Here is a 24,386-nt window from a genome sequence, read left to right as displayed (position 1 = left end):
GGCGACGGATCAGCGCCGGATGCTGCGCGTGACCGTGAACTTCGGGGTGCGCGCGAGCTGCTCGGTCGCCCCGACGAGCCGAGTCAGTTCGGCGCGGTACCCGAGCGACGAGTTGAAAACCGTGAAGAGCTCACCGCCGGGGCGGAGGATGCGGGCGGCGGCCTCGAACAGTCGGGTCGCTGCCCCGGTGTGCACGCTGCTGCCGAGGTGGAAGGGCGGATTGAGCAGCACGACCTCGGCGGTCGCGTCGGCGATCTCCGAACCGGCGTCGTCGTGCATGACGGCGACTCGATCGTCGACGCCGTTCGCGACCATCGTGGCGCGGGCCGAGGCGACGGCCGCCGCAGATCGGTCGGTGGCGATCACGCGGGCTTCCGGGTGCGCGAGGGCGTAGGAGGCGGCGAGCGCGCCGGTCCCGCAGCCCAGGTCGACGACGATCGGAGCCGGGCTCGGCTGTTCATCGAGACCGAGCACCTCGAGCAGAACCCGCGTGCCGATGTCGAGTTTCGCCCCCGCGAACGCGCCGCCGTGCGCGACGAGCACGAGCCCGTCATGCCGCTCCGTGACCGGGAACGGCGGCTCAGCGGGGGCCGGCCGCGGCTCGGACGCGACCACCAACCGCGACTTCCGCTCGGCGCGCTGCGCCTGCACCGTCTCGAATCTCCGCGCGAGCACCTCGTTCTGCGTGATGGTCATGTGCTTCACGCGCCCGCCGGCGACGAGCACCACATCCGGGGCGGCCCGACGCGATACGGCATCCGCGATCTCCTCGAGCTCGGCGAGCGCCTTGGGCAGCTGCAGCAGCACGAGCCGCGCGCCGTCGAGCAGAGTGGAGTCGAGCTCGTGAGTGGAGAATCCCGTCAGCCCGAGCTCCTCGGCGTTACGGTCGAGCGCGCGTCGCCCGGTCGCGAGGTCCTGATGCACGCGGATGCCGTCGAGTCCGCCGGCCGTGAGCGCGAGCGTGATCGCCCCGTATTCGTCGCCGATCACCGCGATCTCGCGCCCCGAGAGACCGGAGAACTCCGGCGCCAGCGCGCGCTCGACGAGCAGCAGGTCGGTCGCGTCGTGCGCCTGCAGATTGTCGGCCTCGACGTCGGGCCAGCGGCGCAGGCGGCTGTAGGGGAAGTCCACTCCTCCAGAGTACGAGCGACCCCTCTTGACCGCGGCTGAACATCTGTTTAGTGTGCTGTACATGCGTTCAGCTTCCGACGATCTCACCGCTCGTGCCCGCATCCGCGACACTGCCATCGCCGCTTTCGCGCGCAACGGCTTCGATGCCACCAGCCTTCGCGCGATCGCCACGGAGGCCGGAGTCAGCGCGGCGCTGATCGTGCATCACTTCGGCGACAAGAACGCCCTGCGCACGGAGTGCGACGACTACGTCGTCGGCGTCTTCACCGATGAGGAGCACGACCTCATCACGGCCCCGACCGGCGACCGCATCCGCACCGCGCTGAACGACCTCGGCCGATACGGGCCCTATATCGACTACCTCGCCCGGATGCTGATCGACGGCTCTCCGGCAGCGGATCGGCTGTTCGACAGCTTCCTCGCGAGGACGCGCGATGTGCTCGCCGAGCAGCGCGAGGCGGGGATGCTCGAGCCGATGAGCGACCCCGAGATGACGACGCTGACCCTCACCCTGATCGGCCTGGCGCCGGTCGTGATGCGCGCTCAGATCGCCCGGGCCCTGGGCACCGATCAACTGAGCCCGGCCGGGCTGCGACGCACGACGCTGCCCACACTCGAGCTGCTCACCCACGGCATCTATTCGACGACCGCGCTGCTCGACGGTGCGCGCGAAGCCCTCGGAACAGAGGGTCCCACCCCGGAAGGAGACGCATCATGACCGACACCATCGAGATCGAACGTCTGCACAAGCGCTACGGCAGCCGCGTCGCGCTGCACGAGCTCGACCTCCGAGTACGTCCGGGAACCGTGTTCGGGCTCATCGGACCGAACGGCGCGGGCAAGACCACCACGCTCCGCACACTGGTCGACATCATCCGTCCGTCCTCCGGCACAGTGCGCATCCTCGGCGAGGACCCGCGTCGCGGCGGTGCCGCTCTGCGGCGGCGCATCGGCTACGTGCCGGGCGAGCTGCACCTCGAGGGGCGCACGAGCGGACACCGGATGCTGGCGTTCTACGCGCAGGTCTCGGGTTCACGGGACTCCGCCGCGACTCTGCATACGGCACGCGACCTGGGCGACCGTCTCGGCGTCGATCTGTCACGACCGGTGCGCACCCTGTCGAAGGGCAACAAGCAGAAGGTGGGGCTGATCCAGGCGTTCATGCATCGTCCGGAGCTGCTGATCCTCGATGAGCCCACCAGCGGCCTCGATCCTCTCGTGCAGCGGGAGTTCCTGCAGATGGTCCGCGAGGCGAAGGATGCCGGGCAGACCGTGCTGCTGAGCTCGCATGTGCTCAGCGAGATCCAGCAGACCGCCGACGAGGTCGCCGTCCTCGCGAACGGACGGGTCGTCGCCGACGGTGACGTCGCCTCGCTGCGACTGGGCTCGATCCGCCGGGTGCGCGTCGAGCTCGCGACGACGGATGCCGCGGCCGCGCGCGCCGGCTTCGACCGGGTGCCGGGGCTCACCGGCATCGACGCGCACGATGCCGACGGCATCCTGCAGCTGTCCGGCACGGTCGACGGCGCGATCGACCCGTTCATCAAGGCGCTCGCACCGTTCGAGGTGCGCGACCTCACCGTCGAGGAACCGGACCTCGAGGAGTCCGTGCTGCGGCTCTACGGATCCTCTGTCACTCCGGCATCGGCCCGACCCGCGACCCGACGATCGCGGCGCGACAGGGAGGAGCCGCGATGAACGGCATCCTGCCCGTGTTCCGACGCAGCCTGCGCGAGTCCTGGCGAAGCCTGCTCGGATGGACCGCCGGCCTCGCCGCGGTGCTGTTCCTCTATCTGCCGCTGTACCCGAGCCTCGCCGGAGACGGCCAGCTCGAGGCCATGATCTCGTCGCTGCCGAAGGAACTCGTCGGCACCCTCGGGTACGACCAGATCGCGACCGGCGCGGGATACGCGCAGAGCACGTTCTTCGGCCTGATCGGCTTCCTTCTGCTGACGATCGCAGCAGTGACGTGGGGGTCGGCGGCCATCGCCGGCGCGGAGGAGAGCGGACGGGCCGAACTCGACCTCGCGCACGGCATCGGCCGCGGCCGGTATGCGCTGGAGTCGGCCTTCGCCGTGCTCGTGCGACTGCTGTGGCTCGGCGTCTTCTCGGGGCTCGTCGTCTGGGCGTTGAACGACTCGGCCGAACTCGGCCTCGACGGCTGGCGCATCGTCGGAGCGAGCGCCGCGCTCACCGGACTCTCTTTCCTCACGGCATCCGCCGCTCTGCTCGCCGGCGCAGCGACGGGTCGCCGCATCTGGGCGACCGGCGCCGGCGCGGGAATTGCCGTGGTCGGCTACGTCCTGCAGGCCCTCGCGAAGCAGTCCGATGACCTCGAATGGTTGAACGCGCTCTCGCCCTACGCCTGGGTGTACCGTCAGCCACCCCTCGCCGAGGGCGTGGATGCCGGTGGACTCGCGCTCACCTGGGGCCTGGCCGTGGTCTTCGCCGCAGCTACGGCAGTCGCGCTGCGCGCTCGGGACCTGCGCGGCTGAGCGCTCCTCACCGCACCAGCCAGGCGGGGTCAGTTCCGCACCGCACCAGCCAGGCGGGGTCAGTTCCGCACCGCAACGCGGCCTTTCCGATGCGGAACTGACCCCGCACGGCTGCGTGCCCGAAACAACTGTTGACACACCCGCGGTTCAGTGGTTACCTACTCTAGTAACTAACCCACCAACCAGCGGAGGACTCGTGATCGAAGAAGGCAAGCCGCTCTTCCTCCAGATCGCCGAGCAGATCGAGGACTCGATCCTCGACGGCTCTCTCGAGGAGGAATCGCAGGCGCCCTCGACGAACGAGCTCGCCGGCTTCTACCGGATCAACCCCGCGACGGCAGCGAAGGGAGTCGCCATGCTCACCGACAAGGGAGTGCTCTACAAGCGCCGCGGCATCGGCATGTTCGTCGCCGCCGGGGCGAAGGATCTGCTGCTCGGCGAGCGCCGTGCCGCATTCGCCGACCGCTACATCGAACCGCTCATCGCGGAGGCCCGCACACTGGGCCTCGGCTCCGACGACCTCGTCGCTCTGCTGCACGAGCGCGCGACCCAGACACAGCAGAACGACCAGACAGAAGGGAAGACCACCGCATGACCGCCGTCATCGAGGTCCAGAACCTCACCAAGCACTACAAGGAGAAGAACGCGCTCGACGACGTGTCGCTCAGCCTCGAGGGCGGCGCGATCTACGGACTGCTCGGCCGCAACGGCGCGGGCAAGACCACGCTCATGTCGATCCTGACCGCGCAGAACTTCGAGTCGTCCGGCACCGTGCGCGTCTTCGGCGAGCACCCCTACGAGAACACGCACGTCCTCAACCGGATCTGCTTCGTGCGCGAGAGCCAGAAGTATCCGGATGACGCCTACCCGCGTCACGCGTTCAAGGCGGCGAGCCTGTTCTTCCGCAACTGGAACCAGGAGCTGGCCGACGAGCTCATCGAGCAGTTCCAGCTGCCGATGAAGCAGACCATCAAGAAGCTCTCCCGCGGACAGCTCTCGGCCGTCGGGGTCATCATCGGCCTGGCGTCGCGCGCCGAGCTCACCTTCTTCGACGAGCCGTACCTGGGGCTCGACGCGGTCGCCAGGCAGATCTTCTACGACCGCCTGCTCGAGGACTACGCCGAGCACCCGCGCACGATCGTCCTCTCGTCGCACCTCATCGACGAGGTCTCGAACCTCATCGAGAAGGTCATCGTGATCGACAACGGCAAGATCCTCCTCAACGAAGACACGGATGCCGTGCGCGACCGCGCCGTCACCGTGGTCGGCGATGCGGTCAAGGTCGACGCGTGGGCGGCAGACCGCGAGGTCCTGCACCGCGAGGCGCTCGGCCGAGTGGCATCCGTCACCGTGCTCGGGGCGCTGTCGGCCGCCGAGCGCGCCGAGCTCACGGCATCCGGTCTCGATCTGGCTCCGGTGTCGCTGCAGCAGCTGATCGTCCGTCTGACCCAGAAGGCCGAGGCGGGCGCAGCCACCAGAGCCTCCGTCGCGAAAGAGGAGGTGCGCTGATGCGACGCACACTCAACGTCATCCGCCTGCAGCTCATCAACCGTCAGACGTTCATCTGGGTGCCGCTGATCATCCTCGGCTCCGCGGTCGTGATCTCGGTGCTGATCTACGCGATGATCCCCGTCGACACCCCCAAGTACGGCGGTGGCGGCCAGGCTCCGCTCTGGTACTTCTTCGCGATCGGCCTCTCGGCCATGACACTCACCTTCCCGTTCTCGCAGGCGATGAGCATCACGCGGCGCGATTTCTTCTTCGGCACGCTGCTCACCGCGATCCTCGGCAGTGCGCTCATGGGCGTCGTCTTCCTGATCGGCGGAGGAATCGAGACGCTGACGAACGGCTACGGCGTGAACGGCTACGTGTTCTACCTGCCGTGGCTGTGGGAGGCGGGTCCGCTCGGAGCGTTCACCGTCTACTTCACGCTCGCCCTGTTCCTGTTCGTCGTCGGCTTCACCGGGGCGACGATCTACAAGAGCTGGGGACCCACCGTGCTCACGATCGCGGGCGTCGGGCTCGGTCTCGTGCTCGTGGGTCTCGCGTTCCTCGCGACGAGGCTCGAGCTGTGGGACGAGGTGTGGCGGGGCATCCTCGACGCCGGAGCTCTCGGTCTCGCACTGTGGGGTCTCGTCGTGACCGCGGTGCTGGCGGGCATCTCGTTCCTCGCGTTCCGCCGGGCCATCCCCTGATCGCCCGCTGATCACTCGACGCCGGTCGCTCCGAAGAGGGGCGGCCGGCGTCGACGCGTCGCGACCGCTACTCGCCCTCGCCGCCGGACGCAAGCACATGCGTGAACGGATGCCGAGCGGCTAGCGTCACCCTTCGGGGAGGATGACGAGAGGATGCCGTGACGAACATCAGGACACGAGTGCGCGCGCGCCGTCCCGGCATCGTGCGCTCACTGCGCGAGGCGGTCGACCCGGCCCGGCTGCTGCTCGTGGCCAAGACCGCTCTGGCTGTCGGACTCGCGTGGCTGATCGCCCCGCACATGCCCGGCGTCACCGACGAGTACCCGTACTACGCGCCGCTCGGCGCCCTCGTGAGCATGTATCCCACGCTGATGGGGTCGGTGCGGTCGGGGCTGCAGACCCTGCTCGGACTCGCCACCGGCATCGGGCTGGCAGCTATCGTCGTGCTCACCGTCGGCCCGACGTGGTGGACCATCCCGGCCGTGGTCGGCATCGGGGTGCTGGTCTCGGGAACGGGGTGGTTCGGCGTCGGCCGCGAGTACGTGCCCATGGCCGCGCTCTTCGTGCTGATCATCGGCGGCCAGAATGCTGACGACTACTCGATCGGGTACCTGGTGCAGACGGCGGTCGGCGTCGTCGTCGGACTCCTCGTGAACCTGGTGATCGCGCCGGCGCCGCTGACCCTCGCCGCCGCGGCCAAGGTCGACGCCTTCCGCACCCAGCTGAGCGAGCACCTGCACGACATCGGGTCGGCGGTCTCGGAGTCGTGGCCGCCCGAGCACCAGCAGTGGGCCGATGATGCGGCCTCGCTCGCCGACACCACGTCGGAGCTGCGCACGGCCCTGTCGGAGGCCGACGACAGCCGGCGAGGCAACCCACGGGCCCTGGGACGACGGGGGGAGACGCGACACATCCACGCCGAGCTCGCCCGGCTCGACAGGATCGCGCATCTGATCCGCGACATCTCGGACGAGATCGCCGACACCATCTGGGATCGCCCAGGGGCTCTGGTGCTCGACGCGGCGCTGCCCGAACCGCTGTCGAACGCGTGCCATGCCGTCGCCGAGGTGATCGCCCGAGAGGATCCCCTGTCGCCCGAGGATCACCGGGTCAGGGGCGAGGCGGCGCGCGCCGTGAGGCTGCTGCTCGAGACCGTCGACGACCGGACCATCGACGCGCGCCGCTCGATGGGGCCGGGAGTGCTCGCGGCCATGCACCTGCGGCGCATCCTGATCCTCAGCGGCCACCGCGACGAGGACGAAGACGAGGACGAGTCGGACGACGAGGCGGGATAGTCGGATCCGACGAGCGACCAGGATCGACGACGGTAGCCGATGTCCATGCCCCTGCGTAGGATCGGCGGCACGCACCCACGACCTGAGGAGACGACGATGTCCGCCGAGCAGATCACCGAGAAGCCCCTTCCCTACGTCCGCCTCGCGGCGCTGACCCAGAGCGTCGCCTCACAGCCCGAGGTCGCGGGGGTGGTGGGTCCGCTGTTCGATCAGGTGGCCGATGCGATCGTCGCGTCGGGCGGAGAACCGGGGCTCCCGATCGCGGAGTACGACATGAACAAGCACGGCGTGCGCATCACGGTCGGCTTCACCTATGACGGGCCGGCGATCGACGGCCTTGTCATCGTCGAGCTTCCCGCCGTCGAGGATGCGTTCACCGCCACGCACCTCGGCACCATGGCGACGATCGATGACAGCTGGCACGCGCTGAACCAGGCGATCGCCGCGCACGGGGCGACGGCGCAGGGCGCCTGCCGTGAGGTCTATCTGCAGTCGGAGTCCGAAGATCAGGCCGACTGGATCACCGAGCTCCAGCAGCCGGTCACCCGCAGCTGATCGTCAGAGCGCTCCGGCGAGCGCCACGATGCCGACGATCACCGAGACGAGCGCGAGCACCAGCGCGATCGCGATCAGCACGGCGTGCACCTTGAGGAACGCCGTCGCCTTGCCGTCGGCATCCCGTGCCCGCGGGTCGGTCGCGACGCGCTTGTAGAAACGGGGCCACACCAGCACGTTGAAGGCGGCGTTGAGGAAGAGCACGACGGCGAGAGCGATCACCACTCCACGCTAACGCCCGCGGCACGAGTCGCCGGACACCCGGCATCCGTCTCCCCGGGACGGAATTCCGCCAGAACCCCGAAAAAACATACCGAGTCCATGTATCAGGAGCCTCTTGCCGTGCTCCTTACCGGTGTGATCACAATGGGACTCATGATCGACGGCGCACCCGACGGCGCCGCCCTCGATCCTGCACCGGACGACGGAGCAGCACGCTGGAGGCGTGCCGCCGAGTTCTTCGACGCATGGCGGGACGGCGAGAGCCGCGCGATGGACGACCTCGTGCGGCTGATGACGCCTGTGCTCTGGCATGTCGTGCGCGCCTACGGACTCGACCGCACACTGGCCGAAGACGTCGTCCAGACCACGTGGCTGCAGCTGGTTCGCGGGCACCGCTCGATCAGTGATCCGAAAGCCGTGTCGGCCTGGCTGACGACCACCGCTCGCCGCGAGGCCTGGCGTGCCGGGAAGGCCCAGAACAGGGTCGACACGACCGAGTCGGATGCTCTCGACGCACTGCTTCCCACGCAGCAGTCGGCCGAGCACCACGCCACCGTCGGCGACGAGAAGCGACGGCTGTGGGCAGCGGTTCGCCTCCTCGCCGACCGATGCCAGCGACTGCTGCGAGTGATCGCCTTCGAGGAGCGACCGGACTACGCCCGCCTCGCCGCCGATCTCGCGATGCCGGTCGGCAGCATCGGCCCCACCCGCCAGCGCTGCCTCGCGAAGCTGCGCGAGCTGCTCGACGCACCGACACCACGAACGGAGGGCAGCTCATGAGCGAGAACGATCGCGCCAACGGCGGCGACAACCATGAGGATGCCGAGCTGTTCGCGCAGCTGCGTTCGCTCTGGCGCGACGTCGACCCGATGCCGGCCGCCCTCATCGACCGCATGATCGCGGCCGTGGCAGCCGAGGGACTGTCGGAGGAGTACGCGCTGCTCACCCTCATCGAGGAACCGCTCGGAGCCGTTCGCGGCGACGCCGACGCGCTCACCCTGCAGTTCAGCGACGGTACGACCAGCATCCTGCTGCATGTCACGCGCACGGCGAGCGGTGCGCACCGGGTCGACGGCTGGGTCGACTCGATCTCGGGTGCGATCGAACTGGCTCAGGGCGAGAGCATCCGCACGACGACGGCGAACGACACCGGCCGCTTCCTGTTCGACGACGTGCCCGACGGGTTGACCCGCGTGCGCCTGAGCGCCACGGTCGGCGACCAGGAGCGCACCCTGTCGACCCCGCAGTTCGAGTTGTGATCGACCGCGGGGCGACCCGCGCATGACGGGGCGACCCGTGCACACCACCGCTGGGCGACTCCCGCACCACGCAGGACCTCACTCACCGGAAGCGGGCCGACCCGCACACACCGCGGGGTCCCCCGCACAGGACGCGGGCTCATCCCGCAGAGGACGCGGGTCCGCCCGCAAGGAGAGGATCGACGATGGAGCAGCCCAAGGGGTGGAGCTGGCAGGACCGGGCCGAGGGATCGATCAGACGGGGGACAGCGCTGGACCCGTCGGTCGAACCCGTCGAGGGCGTCAGGGCGTTCCCCACCGCGTATCTGCAGGAGCGGCTGCTGATCACGCAGGATCAGGAGAACGGTCAGGAGGAGTACGACGAGGAGATCCGCGAGCTGCGCGATGCTGCCGGCTCGTTCGGCTGGATGCTCGAGATCGATTCGCCGGATGCTCTGCGCGCGGCTGATCCGCTGGTCCCCGGCGTGCCGGGGTTCCTGCGCGCTCGCCTGACCACTCCCGACGAGCCGACCCGCGGCGAGTCGCCGGTGCCGCCGGACGCCTGGCGCGTGCTGCAGCGCGCGCGGCGCAGCTCCGGCACGTCGATGCCGCGAACCAGCCTCGAGCATGTGCTGTCGATCGACCCCGTCGGACTCAACCCGTTCAGCCGAACGAATCCCTTCAGCCGCACCAACCCGTTCAGCCGCACCAACCCGGTGCGCGGCGCGGGCGGAGGGGCCGGAGGCAGCGACGACTACCTCGAGCCGGGGCGCGGCGCGCGCCAGCCGGTGACCTGGCTCGGACCGGCTCCCCGGCGCACGGCGGCCCCGAAGCGCGGCCGACGTCCGGTGGTGGCGGTGCTCGACACGGGATGCGGTGTGCACGACTGGCTGCCGGACGACATCGTCACCCGGCACATCGAGATCGACGGCATGCCGATCGGACTCACCGACGACGCAGACCCCGAGGTCTATCCGGATCTCTACGGGCAGCTCGACGGCGAGATCGACGCCGTCGCCGGGCACGGCACGTTCATCGCGGGCATCATCCGCCAGACGGCGCCGGATGCCGACATCCTGTCGATCCGCATGGCCGGCGCACTGGGCGTGATCGACGAGAGCACCTTCCTGACGACCGTCGCGCAGGTCGTCGAGCTGCTGCGGCGACACCGCGAGGACCCGTCGACCGGGCATCCGATCGACGTGCTCAACCTGTCGCTCGGGTACTACCACGAGACCCCGGTCGACGGTCAGTTCAGCCGGACCCTCGACGCGCTGCTCTCCGCGGCGCGAGAGCTGGGATGCGTGGTGGTGTGCTCGGCGGGCAACGACGCGATCGACCGGCCGTCGTTCCCGGCATCGCTGTGGCCGTGGCCCGGTGCCGACAACGGCATCCCCCGTGATCACGCTGCGCCGCATGTGTCGGTCGGGGCTCTCAATCCGTCGGGCCGCTCGGTCGCGCTGTTCTCGAACGTCGGCCCCTGGGTGCAGGTCTACGCCCCCGGCGCCGCCGTCGTGAGCACGTCACCGGCCTTCGTCGGAGGCGAGCAGGCGACGACCAGAGCGGACGTCGACGGACTGCGGCGCGAGACGATCGACCCGGACGACTACCGCGGAGGCTTCTCGATCTGGAGCGGCACGTCGTTCGCGGCTCCGTATGTCGCGGGGCGCATCGCGGCACAGTGGGGCTCCGTGCCGGCGGGGGGCGTCACGGCGGATGCTGCGGCCAAGGCCGTCTCCGCCGTGCTCAAAACCCTGCCTTCACCCGTGACGGGAGGGTAGCCGCGCGCGTCTGATCACAGCACACCTTCCCTGAGGCCAGACATACCGGCATTCTGGTGCAATGCCCCTGTCTGCTCTCGAGCTGCATCAGCGCGGCGTCGACGCAGCCAACTCCCGACGGTTCGCCCAGGCGCGGCGTGCGCTGACCGCCGCATCGGCGCGCACGGACGACGCCGATCTGCGTGCCCGCATCGACGGGACCATGGCCTACGTGCTCGCCCAGACGGGCCAGCCGGTGGAAGCCGAGCGACTGTCGCGCGAAGCGCTGTCACGGCCGGGCCTCAGCGACGAGACAGTCGCCCTCGCGAACGGCCAACTCGGCACGTTGCTCATGCACGGCGGACGGCTCGACGACGCCGACCTGTTTCTCACCAGGGCGATAGACGGCCTCGACGAGGGCTCGATCGAGAGCGCCAACTGCCTGATGAGCCGGTCGATCGTCAGTATGCAGAGGCACCGGCTCGACGCCTGCACGGCCGATCTGCAGCGGGCCATCGCGGCCTATGAGGCCCACGGAGCCGAGGAACCGCTGGCCGAAGCGCGCCACAATCTCGGCTACGCCGCGCTGCTTGGCGGCGACCTCGTCACCGCACTCGGGCTGATGACCCGATCGCGTCCGATCCTCGCCGCGACCAGCGACCTCGCCGCCGCGATCAGCGACCTCGATCGGGCCGAGGTGCTGCGCGATGCCGGCCTCACGACCGAGGCCGAAGAACTGCTCGGCACGGTCGCGGTGCGATTCGGTGCACAGCGGATGCGGCAGGCGCGAGGTGAGGCCGAATTCCATCTCGCCCGATCGCTGCTGCGGCACGACGCCTCGTCGGCCGAGCGTGCCGCGGCGACCGCATCCCGCCGCTTCGCCGGCCTGGGAAGCGCGAGCTGGGCCGCCCGCGCCGACGCGGTGCGGCTGGAAGCGCAACTGCGAACTCGACCTCACAAGCCGCCGGCCGCAGAGGACTTCTCGCGCACGGTGGACGCGCTCACCCGGGGAGGATTCCGCACGGAAGCGGCTGCGGTGTCGCTCACCGCTCGGCTGGCCGACGGAGGTCGCCTGCCCCGACTCACCCCTGACGCCCCGACGCCGCTGCGTCTGCGCGCGCACGAGGTGCGTGCGGTGCGTGCCGCCGCACGGGGCAGGGATGCCGATGCTCGCCGGGCCGCGGCCGAGGGCCTCGACCTGCTCACCACGTGGCAGCAGTCGTTCGGAGCGCTCGACCTGCAGGCGTCGGTGGCCATGCACGGCACCGAGCTGATGTTCGCCGGTCTCGCCGCGGCCGCGCGATCGCGCGATCCCGAGGTGCTGTTCGAGTGGTCCGAGCGTGCCAGGCATCTCAGCCAGCAGGTCGCACCGGTGCGCCCGCCGCACGATGCCGAACTGTCGGCCGACCTCGCCGAGCTGCGGATGCTGCGCGCCGACCTCGCGGGGTCGGACTGGACGACGGATGCCCGGGTGCGCGAGCTGCGGGATCGAGTACGTGACCGCCAGTGGTCGTCGACCGGCGTCGGCGAGAGCCACGAACGCCTGGGTCTCTCCGAGACCCGGGCGCGACTCGACGATGACACCGCGATCCTCGCCTACGTCTTCACGCGCGAGGAGCTGCTGTGCGTCGTCGTGACGACATCCGGCTCGTCGATCGTCGAGCTGGCGCTGCCGCGCATCGAGGCCGCGCTCGACGGACTCCGCGCCGACCTCGACGTGGCGGCTCTGACCCACGGCGGGCCGATGGCGCACGTCGTGGCGCGTTCGCTCGACGACAGACTGCGACGACTCGACCAGGCCCTCCTGGCACCTGTGCGCGCGGCGTCGGGAGGAGCGGCACGTCTGGCCCTGACGGTTCCCGGCATCCTGGGCGGCATCCCGTGGGCGATGCTCCCGGGAATGCGCGGAACTCCGTTCACCATCGCGACGTCGGTGTCTCGCCTGCTCGGCGGCTCCGATCGCCGCCCGCCACGGGCCTCCCGGGCAGGTTTCGCGACCGGCCCCCGCGTCGCGCGCGCCGAAGAGGAGGTGCGCCGGGCCGCCGCAGCGTGGGCAGGCGCCAGGATGCTGACCGGCGACAGCGCGCGGGTCAGTGCCGTCACCGAGCTCGCCGAGCAGGTCGACGTGCTGCACATCGCCGCCCACGGTCGTCACGCGGTCGACAACCCGCTGTTCTCAGGGTTCGAACTCGTCGACGGCACCCTGTTCGGGTACGACGTCGACCTGATCTCGCGCCCGCCCGAGACCGTCGTGCTCTCGGCGTGCGAACTCGGCCGCTCGTCGGTGCGCTGGGGCGAGGAGGCGCTGGGCATGACGCGCGTCTGGCTGCACGCCGGCACCGGCTGCGTCATCGCCGCCCCTGTCGTGGTCGCCGACGACGTCGCCTGCGAGCTGCTCGGGGCCGTGCACTCCGAGCTGGCGACCGGCGCCAGACCCGCGGACGCGCTGGCCGCGGCATCGGAATCCACAGGCCTCAGCGCGCCTTTCCAGTGCCACGGAAGCGGACTCTGAAACTTTTCTCCAGTCGATGTATCAGAACATCGGTGACCCGCTCCTTATCTCCAGAAGGTGCCAGCGAAGGGCTTCGGAAACGAAGCGCGAGGGAGGCGCAGTCGAACTGGGGAACCCCTCGTGCACTGGGGAGTGTGAGGGGACGACAGGACACCATCTACTCCGGGGATGTCGCGAGAGGGGTCGCGGCATCCCCACCAGGAGTCCGGCACCGTGTTGCGTGTGAGAGTCGAGGACTGATCGGCAGGTCAGGCCGTGATGACCTCGTACCCCGCGTCGCGGAACGCGGCGAGCGCGGCGTCGTCGGAACCGTCGTCGGTCAGGAGAACGGGGAACAGCTCCGGGCCGCCGACGGCCGCGAACGCCACGGTGCCGATCTTGCTGCTGTCGGTGACGACCACGGCTCGGCGGGCGCGCTCGGCCATCATGCGGTTGACGGCTGCCTCGCGTTCGTCCTGCGTGGTGGCGCCGGCCTCGGCATCCATCCCGTTGACCCCGATGAAGGCGATGTCGAGTCGCACTCCGCGCAGCAGCTGCTCGACGAACGGACCCACCAGCTCGTAGCTGCGCGAGTGGATCACCCCGCCGGTCACGACGACCTTGATGTCGGGTCTGGTGGCGAGCTGGGCGGCGATGTTCACGGCGTTGGTGACGACCGTGATGCCCGGGCCTGCGGCGAGATCGTCCCGAGCGGCGAGCGCTGCGGCGATGGCGGTGGTCGTGGTTCCGCCCGAGAGCCCGACGACCATGCCCGGCGCCACGAGGGCGGCGGCGGCCTGGGCGATGCTCTCCTTCTGCTGCGAGCGCTGGTGGCTCTTGTAGCGGATCGGCAGCTCGTAGGCGACCGAGTGGGCGACCGCCCCGCCGTGGGTGCGCGTGAGCAGACGCTGCTCGGCGAGCGAGTCGAGATCACGGCGCGTCGTGGCGGCCGAGGCTCCGAAGCGCTCGACGAGCTCGTCGACGTTCACCTCGCCGTCCGCGGCCAGCAGGTCGAGGATCGCGTTCAGTCGGGCGGCGCGCTTCATGTCACCATCCTGCCCGGCATCGCGTGACTCACCCCGCCACCTCGGTGGACTCGAGGGCGAACAGGCGCAGCATCCGCGTCGCCTCCCCGGCGAGCGCATCGCGCGCAGGGGTGAGGTACTTGCGCGAGTCGACGAGCCTCTCATCGGTGTCGAGGGTCGCGCGGATCGCGCGGGTGAAGAACCCGTTCAGGTGCGTCGAGACGTTGATCTTCGTCATGCCCGCGCGCACGGCGTCGGCGATCACGGCGTCCGAGACTCCCGATGATCCGTGCAGCACCAGGGGAACGGGGAGGGCTTCGCGCAGGCGTGCGATGAGAGCGAGGTCGAGGGATGCCGTGCGGTCCGTCATGGCGTGCGACGACCCCACGGCGACGGCGAGCGCGTCGACGCCGGTCGCTGCGACGAACGCGCGGGACTCGTCGGGGTCGGTGCGCACACCGGGGGCGTGGGCGCCGTCCTTGCCGCCGACCTCGCCCAGCTCGCCCTCGACGTAGACGCCTGCCGCGTGCGCCCGCTCGGCGACGGCAGCGGTCAGCGCCACGTTCTCGTCGTACGGCAGCGCACCGCCGTCGAACATGACCGAGCCGAAGCCCAGCGCGATGGCCTCGTCGACGAGCTCGGGGCGCTCGGCGTGATCCAGGTGCACCGCGACCGGGGTCTGCGCGCGCCGCGCGACGGCGAGCGTCGCCAGAGCGATCGGCTCGAGGCCGCCGTGGTAGTCGGCGCAGTTCTGCGAGATCTGCAGGATCACGGGCAGTCCGGCGTCGGCAGAGGCGCGTACGAGCCCCTCGGCGGTCTCGAGGTGGATCACGTTGAAGGCGCCGATGCCGGCGCCGCGGGCTGCGGCATCCGTCACGAGCTCTCGGGCGGAGACCAGGGTCACAGAGGGTCCTCTCGAACGGGGGAATCGTAGGGGGTGACGACGAGGCGCTCCTCGAGCGCCGCCCAGTCGTCGGAGATCTCGCCGGCGAGCGGCATGAGCACGGCGGCGGCCGACCACGCGGTGGCGCGTCGCAGAATCGTTGCGGGATCCCGGATGCCGTCGGCGTAGAGCACGGCGCACGCGGCCACTCCCGCGTCGCCCGCACCGGTCGGGTTGCCGGCCAGCGGGGCATCGAGGCGCGCATGCAGCACGTCGGAGGCCGTGACGGCGAGCATGCCCTCGGCGCCGAGCGACAGCAGCACGAGGTCGACGCCGCGCTCGATCAGCGAACGCGCGCCGTCGACCGGGTCGCTGATGCCGGTAGCCTCGACGAGCTCGGCCGCGTTGGGCTTGAGGACGGATGCTCCGGCATCCGCGGCGTGCAGCAGAGCGGGTCCCGAGGTGTCGACGATCACGGGCACACCGGCGTCCCGCGCCGTGCCGATCAGCAGCGGAAGCAGCGTCTCAGGAGCACCGGGCGGCAGGCTGCCCGAGATCACGAGCACGCGCGCGCCGGGAAGCGCATCGACGACCTCGCCCAGCATCGCAGCCCACTCGGGGTCGGAGGGGTTCACGCCCCGCTCGTTCACGATCGTCGTGTCGCCGAGGGTCTCGTCGACCAGCGCGATGCTCTGCCGCGTGGCTCCGACCACGGTGACCAGGCGATGGGGCACGCCGCTGGCCCCGAGCTCTGCGGCGAGCTCGACACCGCTGCGACCGCCGGCCGTCGACACGGCGAGCACCGAGGCGCCCTGCGCGTGGGCGACCCGGGCGACGTTCAGGCCTTTGCCGCCGGCACGCACCGCACCGGCATCCGCTCGGTGGGTCTCGCCGAGGGTCAGTCGCTCGACGTGCCAGGTGAGGTCGAGCGCGGGGTTCGGGGTGACGGTGAGGATCATGCCAGCTCCCTCGCGCGCAGCGCCGCGCCCAGGATGCCGGCATTGCCCGACAGCTCCGCCGGCACGAGCTCAGGAAGGCGATGGAAGCTCAGACGCTCCGCCAGTCGTGCCCGCAGCTCGTCGAAGAGCGCTCCCCCGGCGCGGGAGAGTCCACCACCGATCACGATCGCCTCGGGGGCGATGACGGCGGTGAGCTGCGCGAGGGACAGGGCGAGGGCGTCGAGCGCCGAGTTCCAGATCTCGGAGGCGACGCGGTCGCCGGCCGCCGCGCGGGCGATCACGTCCTTCGCGCCGTCAGGGCTGATTCCGGTCGCCTCGCGATAGCGGCGAGCGATGGCGCCGGCAGACGCGACGACCTCGAGGCACCCGCGCGCACCGCACGCGCACACCGGTCCGTCGGCGATCGGCGAGTGGCCGATCTCGCCCGCGTAACCGCCGGCGGTGTACGGCTCGCCGCCCACCAACAGGGCACCCGCGATGCCCGTGCCGATGACCAGCACGACGGAGTTCGAGTAGGCGCGGGCGCCGCCGAGGCGGTGCTCGGCCCAGCTCGCCGCCCGCACGTCGTGATCGAACGCGACGGGCAGACCGAGCTTCTCCGACGCGAGGTCGCGCAGCGGCGAGTTCCGCCAGCCGAGATTGCTCGCGAAGACGCCGAGGCCGGCCTCCGCGTCGACGATCCCCGGCACCACGAGTCCTGCCGCCTGCGGCACGACACCTGGGTGGTCGGCCCGCAGTTCAGCGGCGAGCACGCCCAGGCGCTCGATCAGCACCTCCGTGCGGTCGCCCTCGGCGACGGGGGTCGGCGTGCGGCGGAGGCCGAGAGCCGTGCCGTCGGCATCGAACAGCGCCGACTTGATGTCGGTGCCGCCCACGTCGAACGCCAGCACCGGCGCGCCGTGACCGAGCGGGCGCGCGGCGGCGAGCCGCTCGCCCGACGCGTCGCTCACGACGTCGGCGATGCTCGCGGCATCCTCAGTGCTGGTCATCGATCGCTCCGCTGGTGGGTCGGGTCATGCATCCAGGATGACGGATCGCGTGAGGTTGCGCGGCTGATCGGGGTCGAGCCCGCGGGCGACGGCCCTGTCGAGGGCGACGCGGTGCAGGCGCACGAGGTCGGCGAGCGGGTCGACCGGATGCTGCACGAAGCGGGCTCCGGTGGCCTCGACCTGCGCGGCCAGGCCTTCGGGCGCCTCGCCGAACTGCCAGGTGACGCGGCCGGGGGCGGCGATCGCGATCGGACCGTGGCGGTACTCCATCGACGGGTACGACTCGGTCCACGACTGCGACGACTCGCGCATCTTCAGCGCGGCCTCGTGCGCGAGGCCGACCGTCCACCCACGGCCGAGGAACGAGTACTGCTCGGCGTCGCGGAGCTCGTCGTCGTAGTCCGCCGTGAGCACGGCGGCCGCATCGGCGATCGCGCCGGTGAGGTCCTCACCCAGCGAGGCACGGAAGAGCGCGAGGGCCGTGGTCGCGAAACGGGTCTGCACGACCGACTTCTCATCGGCGAAGGGCAGCAGCACGGCATCGTCGACGAGCGAGACGAGCGGCGATGTCTCGTCGCCGATCACGCCGATCGTGGGCACGCGGCCCTTGATGCGCTCGACCAGCTCGAGCACCTCGGTCGTCGTGCCCGAACGCGTCAGTGCGACGACCGCGTCGTAGCCGCGGTCGACGAACGACTCGGATGCGGCGAACGCATCGGTCTCGCCCTGGCCCGCGGTCTCGCGGAGGAACGCGTAGGACTGCGCCATGAACCACGAGGTTCCGCAGCCGACGACGGCGATGCGGGCTCCGGATGCCGGGAGCAGCGCCTGCGCGTCGCGGAGATCCGCCGCGCGGGCCCAGGTCTCGGGCTGCGAATTCAGTTCTTCGCGCATGTGTGCGCCGGGCAGAAGTTCGGTCATGTCGGGCCCTCCGGACCAGATGTTGCAAGTTTGTGATTGTTTAGCGGCTTATTCGATCATAGTATGTCGACATTAGGAATCGTTGCAAGGTTCCTCTTGATTTGTTTATTCTCCTGACAAATAATCGAACAAGTTCCACCGCCCCTCCGGAGATCCGGTCCATGGAGGGTTCCTCGAGCCGACCCGGCTTGAACCGATCGTCCCGCCACCGGGGGAGGCGATCACACGCACCGTCGCGTGCTGTGCTTGCGACTGTGCACCACCTACACAGTGAGGAATGCAATACACATGAAGAAGTCACTGCGATTCGGTGCTGTCGCTCTTGCGGCCACCGCCACGCTCACGCTCGCTTCGTGCGGGTTCGGCGGCTCGACAGGAGGCGGCGGAGACGCCGAGGGCGAGACGACGCTCAACCTTCTGGTCCCCAGCTACTCCGACGCCACCAAGGGCCTGTGGGAAGACGTGATCGAGGGTTTCGAGAAGGAGAACCCTGACATCACGGTCGACCTCGAGGTGCAGTCGTGGGACAACCTCGAGAAGGTCGTCTCCACCAAGATCCAGGCCGGCGAGGCTCCCGACATCTACAACGGCGGTCCGTTCGCCGGATTCGTCGGCGACGAACTGCTCTACCCGGTCGAAGACGTCGTCTCGGAGGAGACCTACTCCGACTTCCAGGACGCGTTCCTCGCGAACGCCGAGGTCGACGGCACGGCCTACGCCCTGCCGCTGATCGCATCGGCCCGTGCGCTGTTCGTCAACAACGCGCTGCTCGAGCAGGCCGGCGTCGAGGCTCCGACGACCTGGGACGAGCTGCTCGACGCTGCGACCAAGGTGTCGGCACTCGGTGGCGGCGTGGCCGGCTACGGCATGCCCCTCGGCTCCGAAGAGGCTCAGGCCGAAGCGGCCGTGTGGCTGTGGGGCGGCGGCGGATCGTTCGGCGACGCGTCCGAGATCACGATCGACACCCCCGAGAACCTCGAAGGTGCCGAGCAGATCAAGAAGATGATCGACGCCGGTGCGACGCAGGCCGACCCCGGCTCGACGCAGCGCTCGCCCCTGATGGACATCTTCATCCAGGGCAAGATCGGCATGCAGGTCGGCCTGCCGCCGACGGTCGGCCAGATCGAAGAGGGCAACCCCGAGCTCGACTACTCGATCGTCCCGATCCCGACGAAGGACGGCTCGCCCTTCACCCTCGGCGTCATGGACCAGCTGATGGCCTTCCAGAACGACGGCGACAAGCAGGAGGCGATCACCGCCTTCTTCGACTACTACTACTCGGCAGACGTGTACGTGCCGTGGGTGCAGGCAGAGGGCTTCCTGCCCGTCACCAAGTCCGGTGCCGAGCAGCTCGCCGGTGAGGAGGCGCTCGCGCCGTTCCTCGAGGTCCTGCCCGACGCGCAGTTCTACCCGTCGACGAACGAGAAGTGGTCGGCCACCGACGGCGCCTTCAAGTCGCTGTTCGGCCAGCTGCAGTCGAAGCCGGCCCAGGACGTCCTGGCCGAGATCCAGGCACAGGTCGACGCGGGCTGAGCCCCGCAGACGGAGAGGTTCGGGTATCCCATGAGCCAGACGAAAGAATCCTCGAACCTCGCGGGGGCGGCCACCGGCCGCCCCCGCACCCCGGGCCGCCGATCGGGCGCCGCCCGCGGCAAGCCGGGAGGGAAGGACCTGCTCCAGGCGCTGCCCTGGATCGCGCCCGCCCTGCTCCTCATCATCGGCGTGGTCCTGTTCCCCGCCGGGGTGATGTTCTTCAACTCCACCCGTGACATCTCGCTCTCGGGCCTCGACAAGGGCTCGGTCGGCTTCGACAACTTCGTGACCGTGTTCACGTTCGCCGAGTTCTGGCCGATCATGTTCCGCACGATCATCTGGGTCGTCGCGGTGGTGACCTTCACCGTGATGATCTCGCTCGGGCTCGCGCAGATCCTCAACAAGGCCTTCCCCGGTCGCCAGATCGTCCGCATGGCCGTGATCGTGCCGTGGGCGGCATCCGTCGTGATGACGACGATGGTCTTCTACTACAGCCTCGAGCCGTACTTCGGCGTCTTCAACAAGTTCCTCTACGACATCGGGCTCGCAGACGACGCGGTCGGCTACGGCTGGACCAAGAACCCGGCCACCGCCTTCGCCTGGTCGATCGTGATCGCGATCTTCGTCTCGCTGCCGTTCACGACCTACACGATCCTCGCGGGCCTCCAGACGGTTCCGGCCGACACCCTCGAGGCCGCGAAGATGGACGGCGCCGGCGCGACCCGCACCTACTGGACGGTCGTCGTGCCCCAGCTGCGCAGCGCCCTGGCCGTCGCGATCCTCATCAACATCATCAACGTCTTCAACTCGCTGCCGATCCTCAAGGTGATGACCGGGTCGATCCCCGGATACGGCGCCGACACGATCATGACGATGATCTTCAAGTACATCGAGCTGCAGAAGAAGGTCGACGTCGCGAGCGCACTGTCGGTCGTCGCCTTCCTCATCGTGATCGTGATCGTCGCGATCTACGTCAAGGCCGTCAAGCCCATGAAGGAGGTCTGATCATGACCCTGACCGAGACCGCCCTCGTCACCACCGCGGGCGATGACGCCGCCCCTCGTATCCCCGGACGCAAGCGCCGCTACACCGAGGACCAGGTCACGCTGCCCCGCGTCATCCTGCGCATGGCCGCCGGCATCCTGGTGCTCGCGATCTTCGTGCTGCCGTACCTGATCATGTTCTTCGGCTCCGTGAAGACGAAGTCGCAGATCCGCTCGGTCGACCCGACGTACCTGCCGATCGAGTGGCACTGGGAGAACTACATCTCGATGTGGTCGACCCCCGAGACGCCGCTGCCCTACAACCTCATCTCGACGATCATCATCGCCGTGTTCGCGACGCTGCTCGTGCTGATGGTCTCGCTGCCCGCGGCCTACTACACCGCCCGCTTCAAGTTCCCCGGGCGCATGGTCTTCCTGTTCCTGGTGATCGTGACGCAGATGCTGCAGCCGGCCGTGCTCACCTCGGGCCTGTTCCGCCAGTTCACGGTGCTCGGACTCAGCGACACGTGGGCGGCGATGATCTTCATCAACGCCGCGTTCAACCTGTCGTTCGCGGTGTGGATCATGCACTCGTTCTTCGCGGGCATCCCGAAGGAGATCGACGAGGCCGCCCAGATCGACGGCGCGGGGCGCTTCACCGTGCTGTTCAAGATCAACCTGCCGCTCGTCTGGCCGGGCATCGTGACGGCCATCGTCTTCACGTTCGTCGCCTGCTGGAACGAGTTCGCCGCATCGCTCGTCATCCTCTCGACCGACAAGAACCAGCCGCTCTCGGTCGCATTGACCAAGTTCGTCGGTCAGTACGAGACGAGCTGGCAGTACGTGTTCGGCGTCTCGATCGTCGCGATCCTGCCCGTCGTCATCCTGTTCATGCTCATCGAGAAGCGCCTCGTCGGCGGCCTGACCGCCGGCAGCGTCAAGTAGACCTCGGGCCCGTCGCGGGGCGTCCGGTTCGCAGTTCGTGCCGCCGGACGCACCCGCGAGCGGCACGAACTGCGACGGGAACCTCGACTCTGACGCCTACCGCGCAGGCAGCTCGACCCCGGTCGCGTCAGCGAGGGCCGCGAGGAGCCGCTCCTGGAAGGATGTGTCGTCGACGGCCGGGTGGGGTGTGCGCCGCTCGCCGTGGTGCCAGTATCCGCCGGTGACGTCGAGACGCGGCTCGGTCGCGAGGCGCTCCTGCGTCTCATGCCCGAGATCGAAGTCGTCGGGGGCGCCGGCACCGCCCATCTTCGTCGGCACCCATCCAGGATCGACCGAGTCGGCCGCGACGCGAGGCGCCCACCGTCGGGCGACCGCCGCCGACAGAGCCGTGACGAACAGCTTGCTATCGGAATAGCTGGCCGTCGTCCGCGAGCCGTCCCAGTCGAGCTCCGTGAGATCGGTCGAGCCGCCGCGATGCATCCCGCTGCTGAGGTAGACGTGACGTGTGGGCGTGCGCAGCAGCGCGGTGAGCAGGTAGGGACTGACCACGTTGACGGGCAGGATGCCGGACCCCGAGATGACACCGGCGTTGTGGATGACCGCGTCGACCTCCGAGCCCCCGTTCAGCTCGTCGGCGACATCCCTGAGGGCACGGCGATCCGTGAGGTCGGCGATGACGAGATCGGCACCGCGATCCGTCAACGAGGAGACGGCGGCTGCTCGATCCGCGCTGCGCGCGTGGACGATCACCCGATGGCCCTGGTCGAGAAGTGCGGCGGCCGTCGCGCGGCCGAGACCGTCCGTGGAGCCCGTGACGAGGATGCGTGTCATGACCCCATCCTCTCGCGATGCTCAGCATCCTCTCCACCGACAGGAACCGACCGCTCCCGGTACTCTGGCACGGTCGACTCCGCCATCCGGCGCGGTGAGACGGGGGGATCACATGACCTGGCAGGATGCGGGGCGCGTCGAAAGGCGGCCGACGGAAGACGCTCACCCCGGGTGGGGGTGGGGCGTGGTGCTGGTGCCCGTGGCCGTCGGACTCGCGGCTCTCGGGCTGTTCTTCATCCGTGAGCTCGACCCCGGGATGGGCACCGTGATCGGCGTCGCGCTCATCGCCTGGGCCGTGTCTCTCGCGATGCCGTTCTTCGTCATCGCCTGGTATGCCGTGCAGGCTGCGTGGAAGGCATCACGCGAAGAGCGCGGGCAGACGTTCGCCGCACCGTCGCACGCGCTGCGGCGCATCGGGTTCGGCATGCGCTGGAGCTTCCGCGCACGCGGCACGCTCTTCAATCCCGCGTCGTACGACGGACCCGACCTGCCGATGCTCGTCGTGGGCAAGGTGGTGCACATCCTCGCGATCGTCGTCCTGGTGATCGCCGGGCTCGTCGCCGCCCTCGTCGGGATCGCCTCGCGCTGAGCGGGATCCCGCATCCTCCGATGCGTCGTTGCCGATCCGCGAATCAGGATGCCGGAACGGATGCCGCGCGCAGCTGCGCGGGACTCCAGCGGACCCCGAGCGCGCTCGACAGCGCCACCTGTGCGACCCCCGTCGAGATCGACGCGTCGGCATCCGCGAAACGCACCGGAACGTTCGCGGTGCCCGTCGCCGTGTAGTCGATCTCCGCCTGCACGAGGCCGAGGAACGGGTCTCCGAGCGCGCGCGCCGGCCCCCCGATCACGACCTCTGCCGCGTCGAGCACTGCGGCGATGAGCTTGATGGTGCGCGCGAGTGCGCGTGCGCCCTCAGCCAGCTTCTCTTCATCCGCTGACGCGGCCAGCGCGGTGATCGCCTCGTCATCCATGGCGTCATCGAAGTCATCGCCCAGCATCGCCGTCATCGACGACGCCGATTCCAGGCATCCCTGGCGTCCGCAGCGACACGCGCGCGCATTTTCGCCGAACTGCACCTGGACGTGACCGATCTCGCCCGCGCGATCGCGCGGGCCCGGTGCGAGTTCGCCGTCGAGAGTCACCGCCGCACCGATCCCGGTGCCGATGTGGATGAACAGCCGGTATCCGGACGACTCATCCTCTCGGGCCGCTTCGGCGATCGCCTCGGCATCGACGTCGTTCACGAGAAGGACGGGAACCGAGAGCAGGCGCTCGAAGCGCTCGGCGAGCGGCACGTCGGTCCATCCGAGCTGCACGCTCTCGAACACGCGGCGGCCGTCTGTCGTTCCGGGAAGCTGCACGCCGGCGACGAGCAGCCGTCCGGCGTACTCGGCGGCGATCTCCGTCAGCGCAGCGTCGAGCATTCGCACCCGTGATTCATCGGAGAACGCGACTCGCCGCGTCTCGACCTCGGTGCCGTCGAGCGCGACCAGAGCGATGCGCGCATCGGTCGGTCGGATCACGAGCACCAGGATGACGTGATGCTCGGCCTCGATGCTCAGCGTGGTCGCGCGTTTGCCGCCCGTGCTGGCGGCCTGCTCGCCGTCGACGACCAGCTGCAGCTCGATGAGCTCGGCGACCAGCGACGAGGCCGTCGCCGCGGTCAGGCCGGTGGCTCGGGCGATCCCCGCCCGGGTCTCGGAGCCCGGGTTGCGGAAGACCAACTGCAGCGCCCGGCGCAGGTTCGCGCGGCGGACCGAGGCCTGGGTGTCGAGTGCGTCATCGCCGTTCAGCATGGTGCCGGTCCCGGTGCAGGAATCAGTTGACAGACCTGGTGGTTCTGCGTACCCTCGGTCATAGTTTATTCAATAAACTTAGTTCGGTCCCCGGGCGAGTGAGTGCTGCACACACTGTCACTCGCTCGGAAGGCCG

The 24,386-nt window shown here is 69.5% G+C and carries 25 protein-coding genes; 16 read left to right on the top strand and 9 right to left on the bottom strand.

Annotation, left to right across the window (positions count from 1 at the left end; genetic code table 11):
* Positions 1–9 precede the first annotated feature (9 nt).
* Positions 10–1,131 carry a class I SAM-dependent methyltransferase gene (locus SOM10_RS08465; protein WP_320489488.1) on the bottom strand — a complete coding sequence of 374 codons (1,122 nt, stop codon included), beginning with the start codon at positions 1,129–1,131 and terminating at the stop codon, positions 10–12.
* A gap of 61 nt (positions 1,132–1,192) precedes the next feature.
* On the opposite strand from SOM10_RS08465, the gene SOM10_RS08460 reads away from it, so the two are divergent.
* The 8 genes from SOM10_RS08460 to SOM10_RS08425 all read left to right on the top strand — a co-directional run bounded on the left by SOM10_RS08460 (position 1,193) and on the right by SOM10_RS08425 (position 7,671).
* Positions 1,193–1,849, top strand: coding sequence for a TetR/AcrR family transcriptional regulator (locus SOM10_RS08460; RefSeq protein ID WP_320489487.1), 657 nt, complete (start codon positions 1,193–1,195; stop codon positions 1,847–1,849).
* Entirely contained in the window at positions 1,846–2,829 is a 984-nt protein-coding gene (locus tag SOM10_RS08455; protein ID WP_320489486.1) for an ABC transporter ATP-binding protein, read from the top strand. The genes SOM10_RS08460 and SOM10_RS08455 overlap by 4 nt, the downstream gene beginning before the upstream one ends.
* A complete protein-coding gene (locus SOM10_RS08450) occupies positions 2,826–3,626 on the top strand; it encodes an ABC transporter permease subunit (protein ID WP_320489484.1) in 801 nt (266 codons plus the stop codon). Before SOM10_RS08455 ends, SOM10_RS08450 begins: the two co-directional genes overlap by 4 nt.
* A gap of 196 nt (positions 3,627–3,822) precedes the next feature.
* Positions 3,823–4,221 carry a GntR family transcriptional regulator gene (locus SOM10_RS08445; protein WP_072590463.1) on the top strand — a complete coding sequence of 133 codons (399 nt, stop codon included), beginning with the start codon at positions 3,823–3,825 and terminating at the stop codon, positions 4,219–4,221.
* Positions 4,218–5,135 (top strand): ABC transporter ATP-binding protein, encoded by a 918-nt coding sequence (locus SOM10_RS08440; RefSeq protein ID WP_056275931.1) that lies wholly within the window; start codon positions 4,218–4,220, stop codon positions 5,133–5,135. Before SOM10_RS08445 ends, SOM10_RS08440 begins: the two co-directional genes overlap by 4 nt.
* Entirely contained in the window at positions 5,135–5,821 is a 687-nt protein-coding gene (locus SOM10_RS08435) for a hypothetical protein (protein ID WP_053098360.1), read from the top strand. The genes SOM10_RS08440 and SOM10_RS08435 overlap by 1 nt, the downstream gene beginning before the upstream one ends.
* Before the next feature lie 158 nt (positions 5,822–5,979).
* Positions 5,980–7,116: an FUSC family protein gene (locus tag SOM10_RS08430; RefSeq protein WP_320489482.1), complete on the top strand. Its 1,137-nt coding sequence runs from the start codon at positions 5,980–5,982 to the stop codon at positions 7,114–7,116.
* 96 nt (positions 7,117–7,212) lie between these two features.
* Positions 7,213–7,671 (top strand): GyrI-like domain-containing protein, encoded by a 459-nt coding sequence (locus SOM10_RS08425; RefSeq protein WP_320489481.1) that lies wholly within the window; start codon positions 7,213–7,215, stop codon positions 7,669–7,671.
* Positions 7,672–7,674: 3 nt separating this feature from the next.
* On the opposite strand, the gene SOM10_RS08420 is transcribed toward SOM10_RS08425, so the two are convergent.
* Entirely contained in the window at positions 7,675–7,893 is a 219-nt protein-coding gene (locus SOM10_RS08420) for an SCO4848 family membrane protein (RefSeq protein WP_414683573.1), read from the bottom strand.
* Between the two features lie 153 nt (positions 7,894–8,046).
* Here SOM10_RS08420 and SOM10_RS08415 point away from each other — a divergent pair, with 153 nt between their 5' ends.
* From SOM10_RS08415 to SOM10_RS08400, 4 genes are all read left to right on the top strand, one after another.
* Positions 8,047–8,673 carry an RNA polymerase sigma factor gene (locus SOM10_RS08415; RefSeq protein WP_230101089.1) on the top strand — a complete coding sequence of 209 codons (627 nt, stop codon included), beginning with the start codon at positions 8,047–8,049 and terminating at the stop codon, positions 8,671–8,673.
* Entirely contained in the window at positions 8,670–9,152 is a 483-nt protein-coding gene (locus tag SOM10_RS08410; protein WP_320489479.1) for a hypothetical protein, read from the top strand. The genes SOM10_RS08415 and SOM10_RS08410 overlap by 4 nt, the downstream gene beginning before the upstream one ends.
* 185 nt (positions 9,153–9,337) lie before the next feature.
* Positions 9,338–10,912, top strand: a complete 1,575-nt coding sequence (locus SOM10_RS08405) for a S8/S53 family peptidase (protein WP_320489478.1) — start codon at positions 9,338–9,340, stop codon at positions 10,910–10,912.
* Positions 10,913–10,973: 61 nt separating this feature from the next.
* Positions 10,974–13,403: a CHAT domain-containing protein gene (locus SOM10_RS08400; protein ID WP_320489477.1), complete on the top strand. Its 2,430-nt coding sequence runs from the start codon at positions 10,974–10,976 to the stop codon at positions 13,401–13,403.
* A gap of 248 nt (positions 13,404–13,651) precedes the next feature.
* Here SOM10_RS08400 and SOM10_RS08395 read toward each other — a convergent pair whose 3' ends face one another.
* Genes SOM10_RS08395 through SOM10_RS08375 form a run of 5 tightly spaced genes read right to left on the bottom strand, consistent with a single transcriptional unit; the run spans position 13,652 to position 18,159 of the window.
* Positions 13,652–14,428: a DeoR/GlpR family DNA-binding transcription regulator gene (locus tag SOM10_RS08395; protein WP_320489476.1), complete on the bottom strand. Its 777-nt coding sequence runs from the start codon at positions 14,426–14,428 to the stop codon at positions 13,652–13,654.
* 28 nt (positions 14,429–14,456) lie between these two features.
* Positions 14,457–15,311, bottom strand: a complete 855-nt coding sequence (locus SOM10_RS08390) for a class II fructose-bisphosphate aldolase (RefSeq protein WP_320489474.1) — start codon at positions 15,309–15,311, stop codon at positions 14,457–14,459.
* Positions 15,308–16,249 carry a 1-phosphofructokinase family hexose kinase gene (locus tag SOM10_RS08385; protein WP_320489473.1) on the bottom strand — a complete coding sequence of 314 codons (942 nt, stop codon included), beginning with the start codon at positions 16,247–16,249 and terminating at the stop codon, positions 15,308–15,310. Before SOM10_RS08385 ends, SOM10_RS08390 begins: the two co-directional genes overlap by 4 nt.
* Complete coding sequence (locus tag SOM10_RS08380; RefSeq protein WP_320489472.1) at positions 16,246–17,238, bottom strand: ROK family protein; 993 nt, start codon at positions 17,236–17,238, stop codon at positions 16,246–16,248. Before SOM10_RS08380 ends, SOM10_RS08385 begins: the two co-directional genes overlap by 4 nt.
* Before the next feature lie 24 nt (positions 17,239–17,262).
* The gene (locus tag SOM10_RS08375; protein WP_320489471.1) at positions 17,263–18,159 is read right to left on the bottom strand and encodes a sugar isomerase; all 897 of its coding nucleotides are present in this window, start codon (positions 18,157–18,159) and stop codon (positions 17,263–17,265) included.
* 288 nt (positions 18,160–18,447) lie between these two features.
* On the opposite strand from SOM10_RS08375, the gene SOM10_RS08370 reads away from it, so the two are divergent.
* From SOM10_RS08370 to SOM10_RS08360, 3 genes are read left to right on the top strand one after another with little or no spacing between them, the layout of a single operon-like run.
* Entirely contained in the window at positions 18,448–19,692 is a 1,245-nt protein-coding gene (locus SOM10_RS08370) for an extracellular solute-binding protein (RefSeq protein WP_056275906.1), read from the top strand.
* A gap of 30 nt (positions 19,693–19,722) precedes the next feature.
* Positions 19,723–20,697, top strand: a complete 975-nt coding sequence (locus SOM10_RS08365) for a carbohydrate ABC transporter permease (protein WP_053098347.1) — start codon at positions 19,723–19,725, stop codon at positions 20,695–20,697.
* Between the two features lie 2 nt (positions 20,698–20,699).
* Positions 20,700–21,620: a carbohydrate ABC transporter permease gene (locus SOM10_RS08360; protein WP_320489468.1), complete on the top strand. Its 921-nt coding sequence runs from the start codon at positions 20,700–20,702 to the stop codon at positions 21,618–21,620.
* Positions 21,621–21,716: 96 nt separating this feature from the next.
* Here the strand turns inward: SOM10_RS08360 and SOM10_RS08355 are convergent, their stop codons facing one another.
* Positions 21,717–22,451, bottom strand: a complete 735-nt coding sequence (locus tag SOM10_RS08355; protein WP_320489466.1) for an SDR family NAD(P)-dependent oxidoreductase — start codon at positions 22,449–22,451, stop codon at positions 21,717–21,719.
* Positions 22,452–22,563: 112 nt separating this feature from the next.
* Here SOM10_RS08355 and SOM10_RS08350 point away from each other — a divergent pair, with 112 nt between their 5' ends.
* On the top strand, positions 22,564–23,040 hold the full coding sequence (locus SOM10_RS08350; RefSeq protein WP_053098345.1) for a hypothetical protein: 477 nt from the start codon (positions 22,564–22,566) through the stop codon (positions 23,038–23,040).
* Between the two features lie 43 nt (positions 23,041–23,083).
* On the opposite strand, the gene SOM10_RS08345 is transcribed toward SOM10_RS08350, so the two are convergent.
* The gene (locus SOM10_RS08345; RefSeq protein ID WP_320489464.1) at positions 23,084–24,250 is read right to left on the bottom strand and encodes an ROK family protein; all 1,167 of its coding nucleotides are present in this window, start codon (positions 24,248–24,250) and stop codon (positions 23,084–23,086) included.
* Between the last annotated feature and the right edge of the window lie 136 nt (positions 24,251–24,386).

This window comes from Microbacterium sp. CFBP9023 (assembly GCF_034045055.1).
GTDB lineage: Bacteria > Actinomycetota > Actinomycetes > Actinomycetales > Microbacteriaceae > Microbacterium.
Note: the sequence above shows the minus strand (reverse complement) of the source record. Positions and strands in the feature narration are given on the sequence as shown.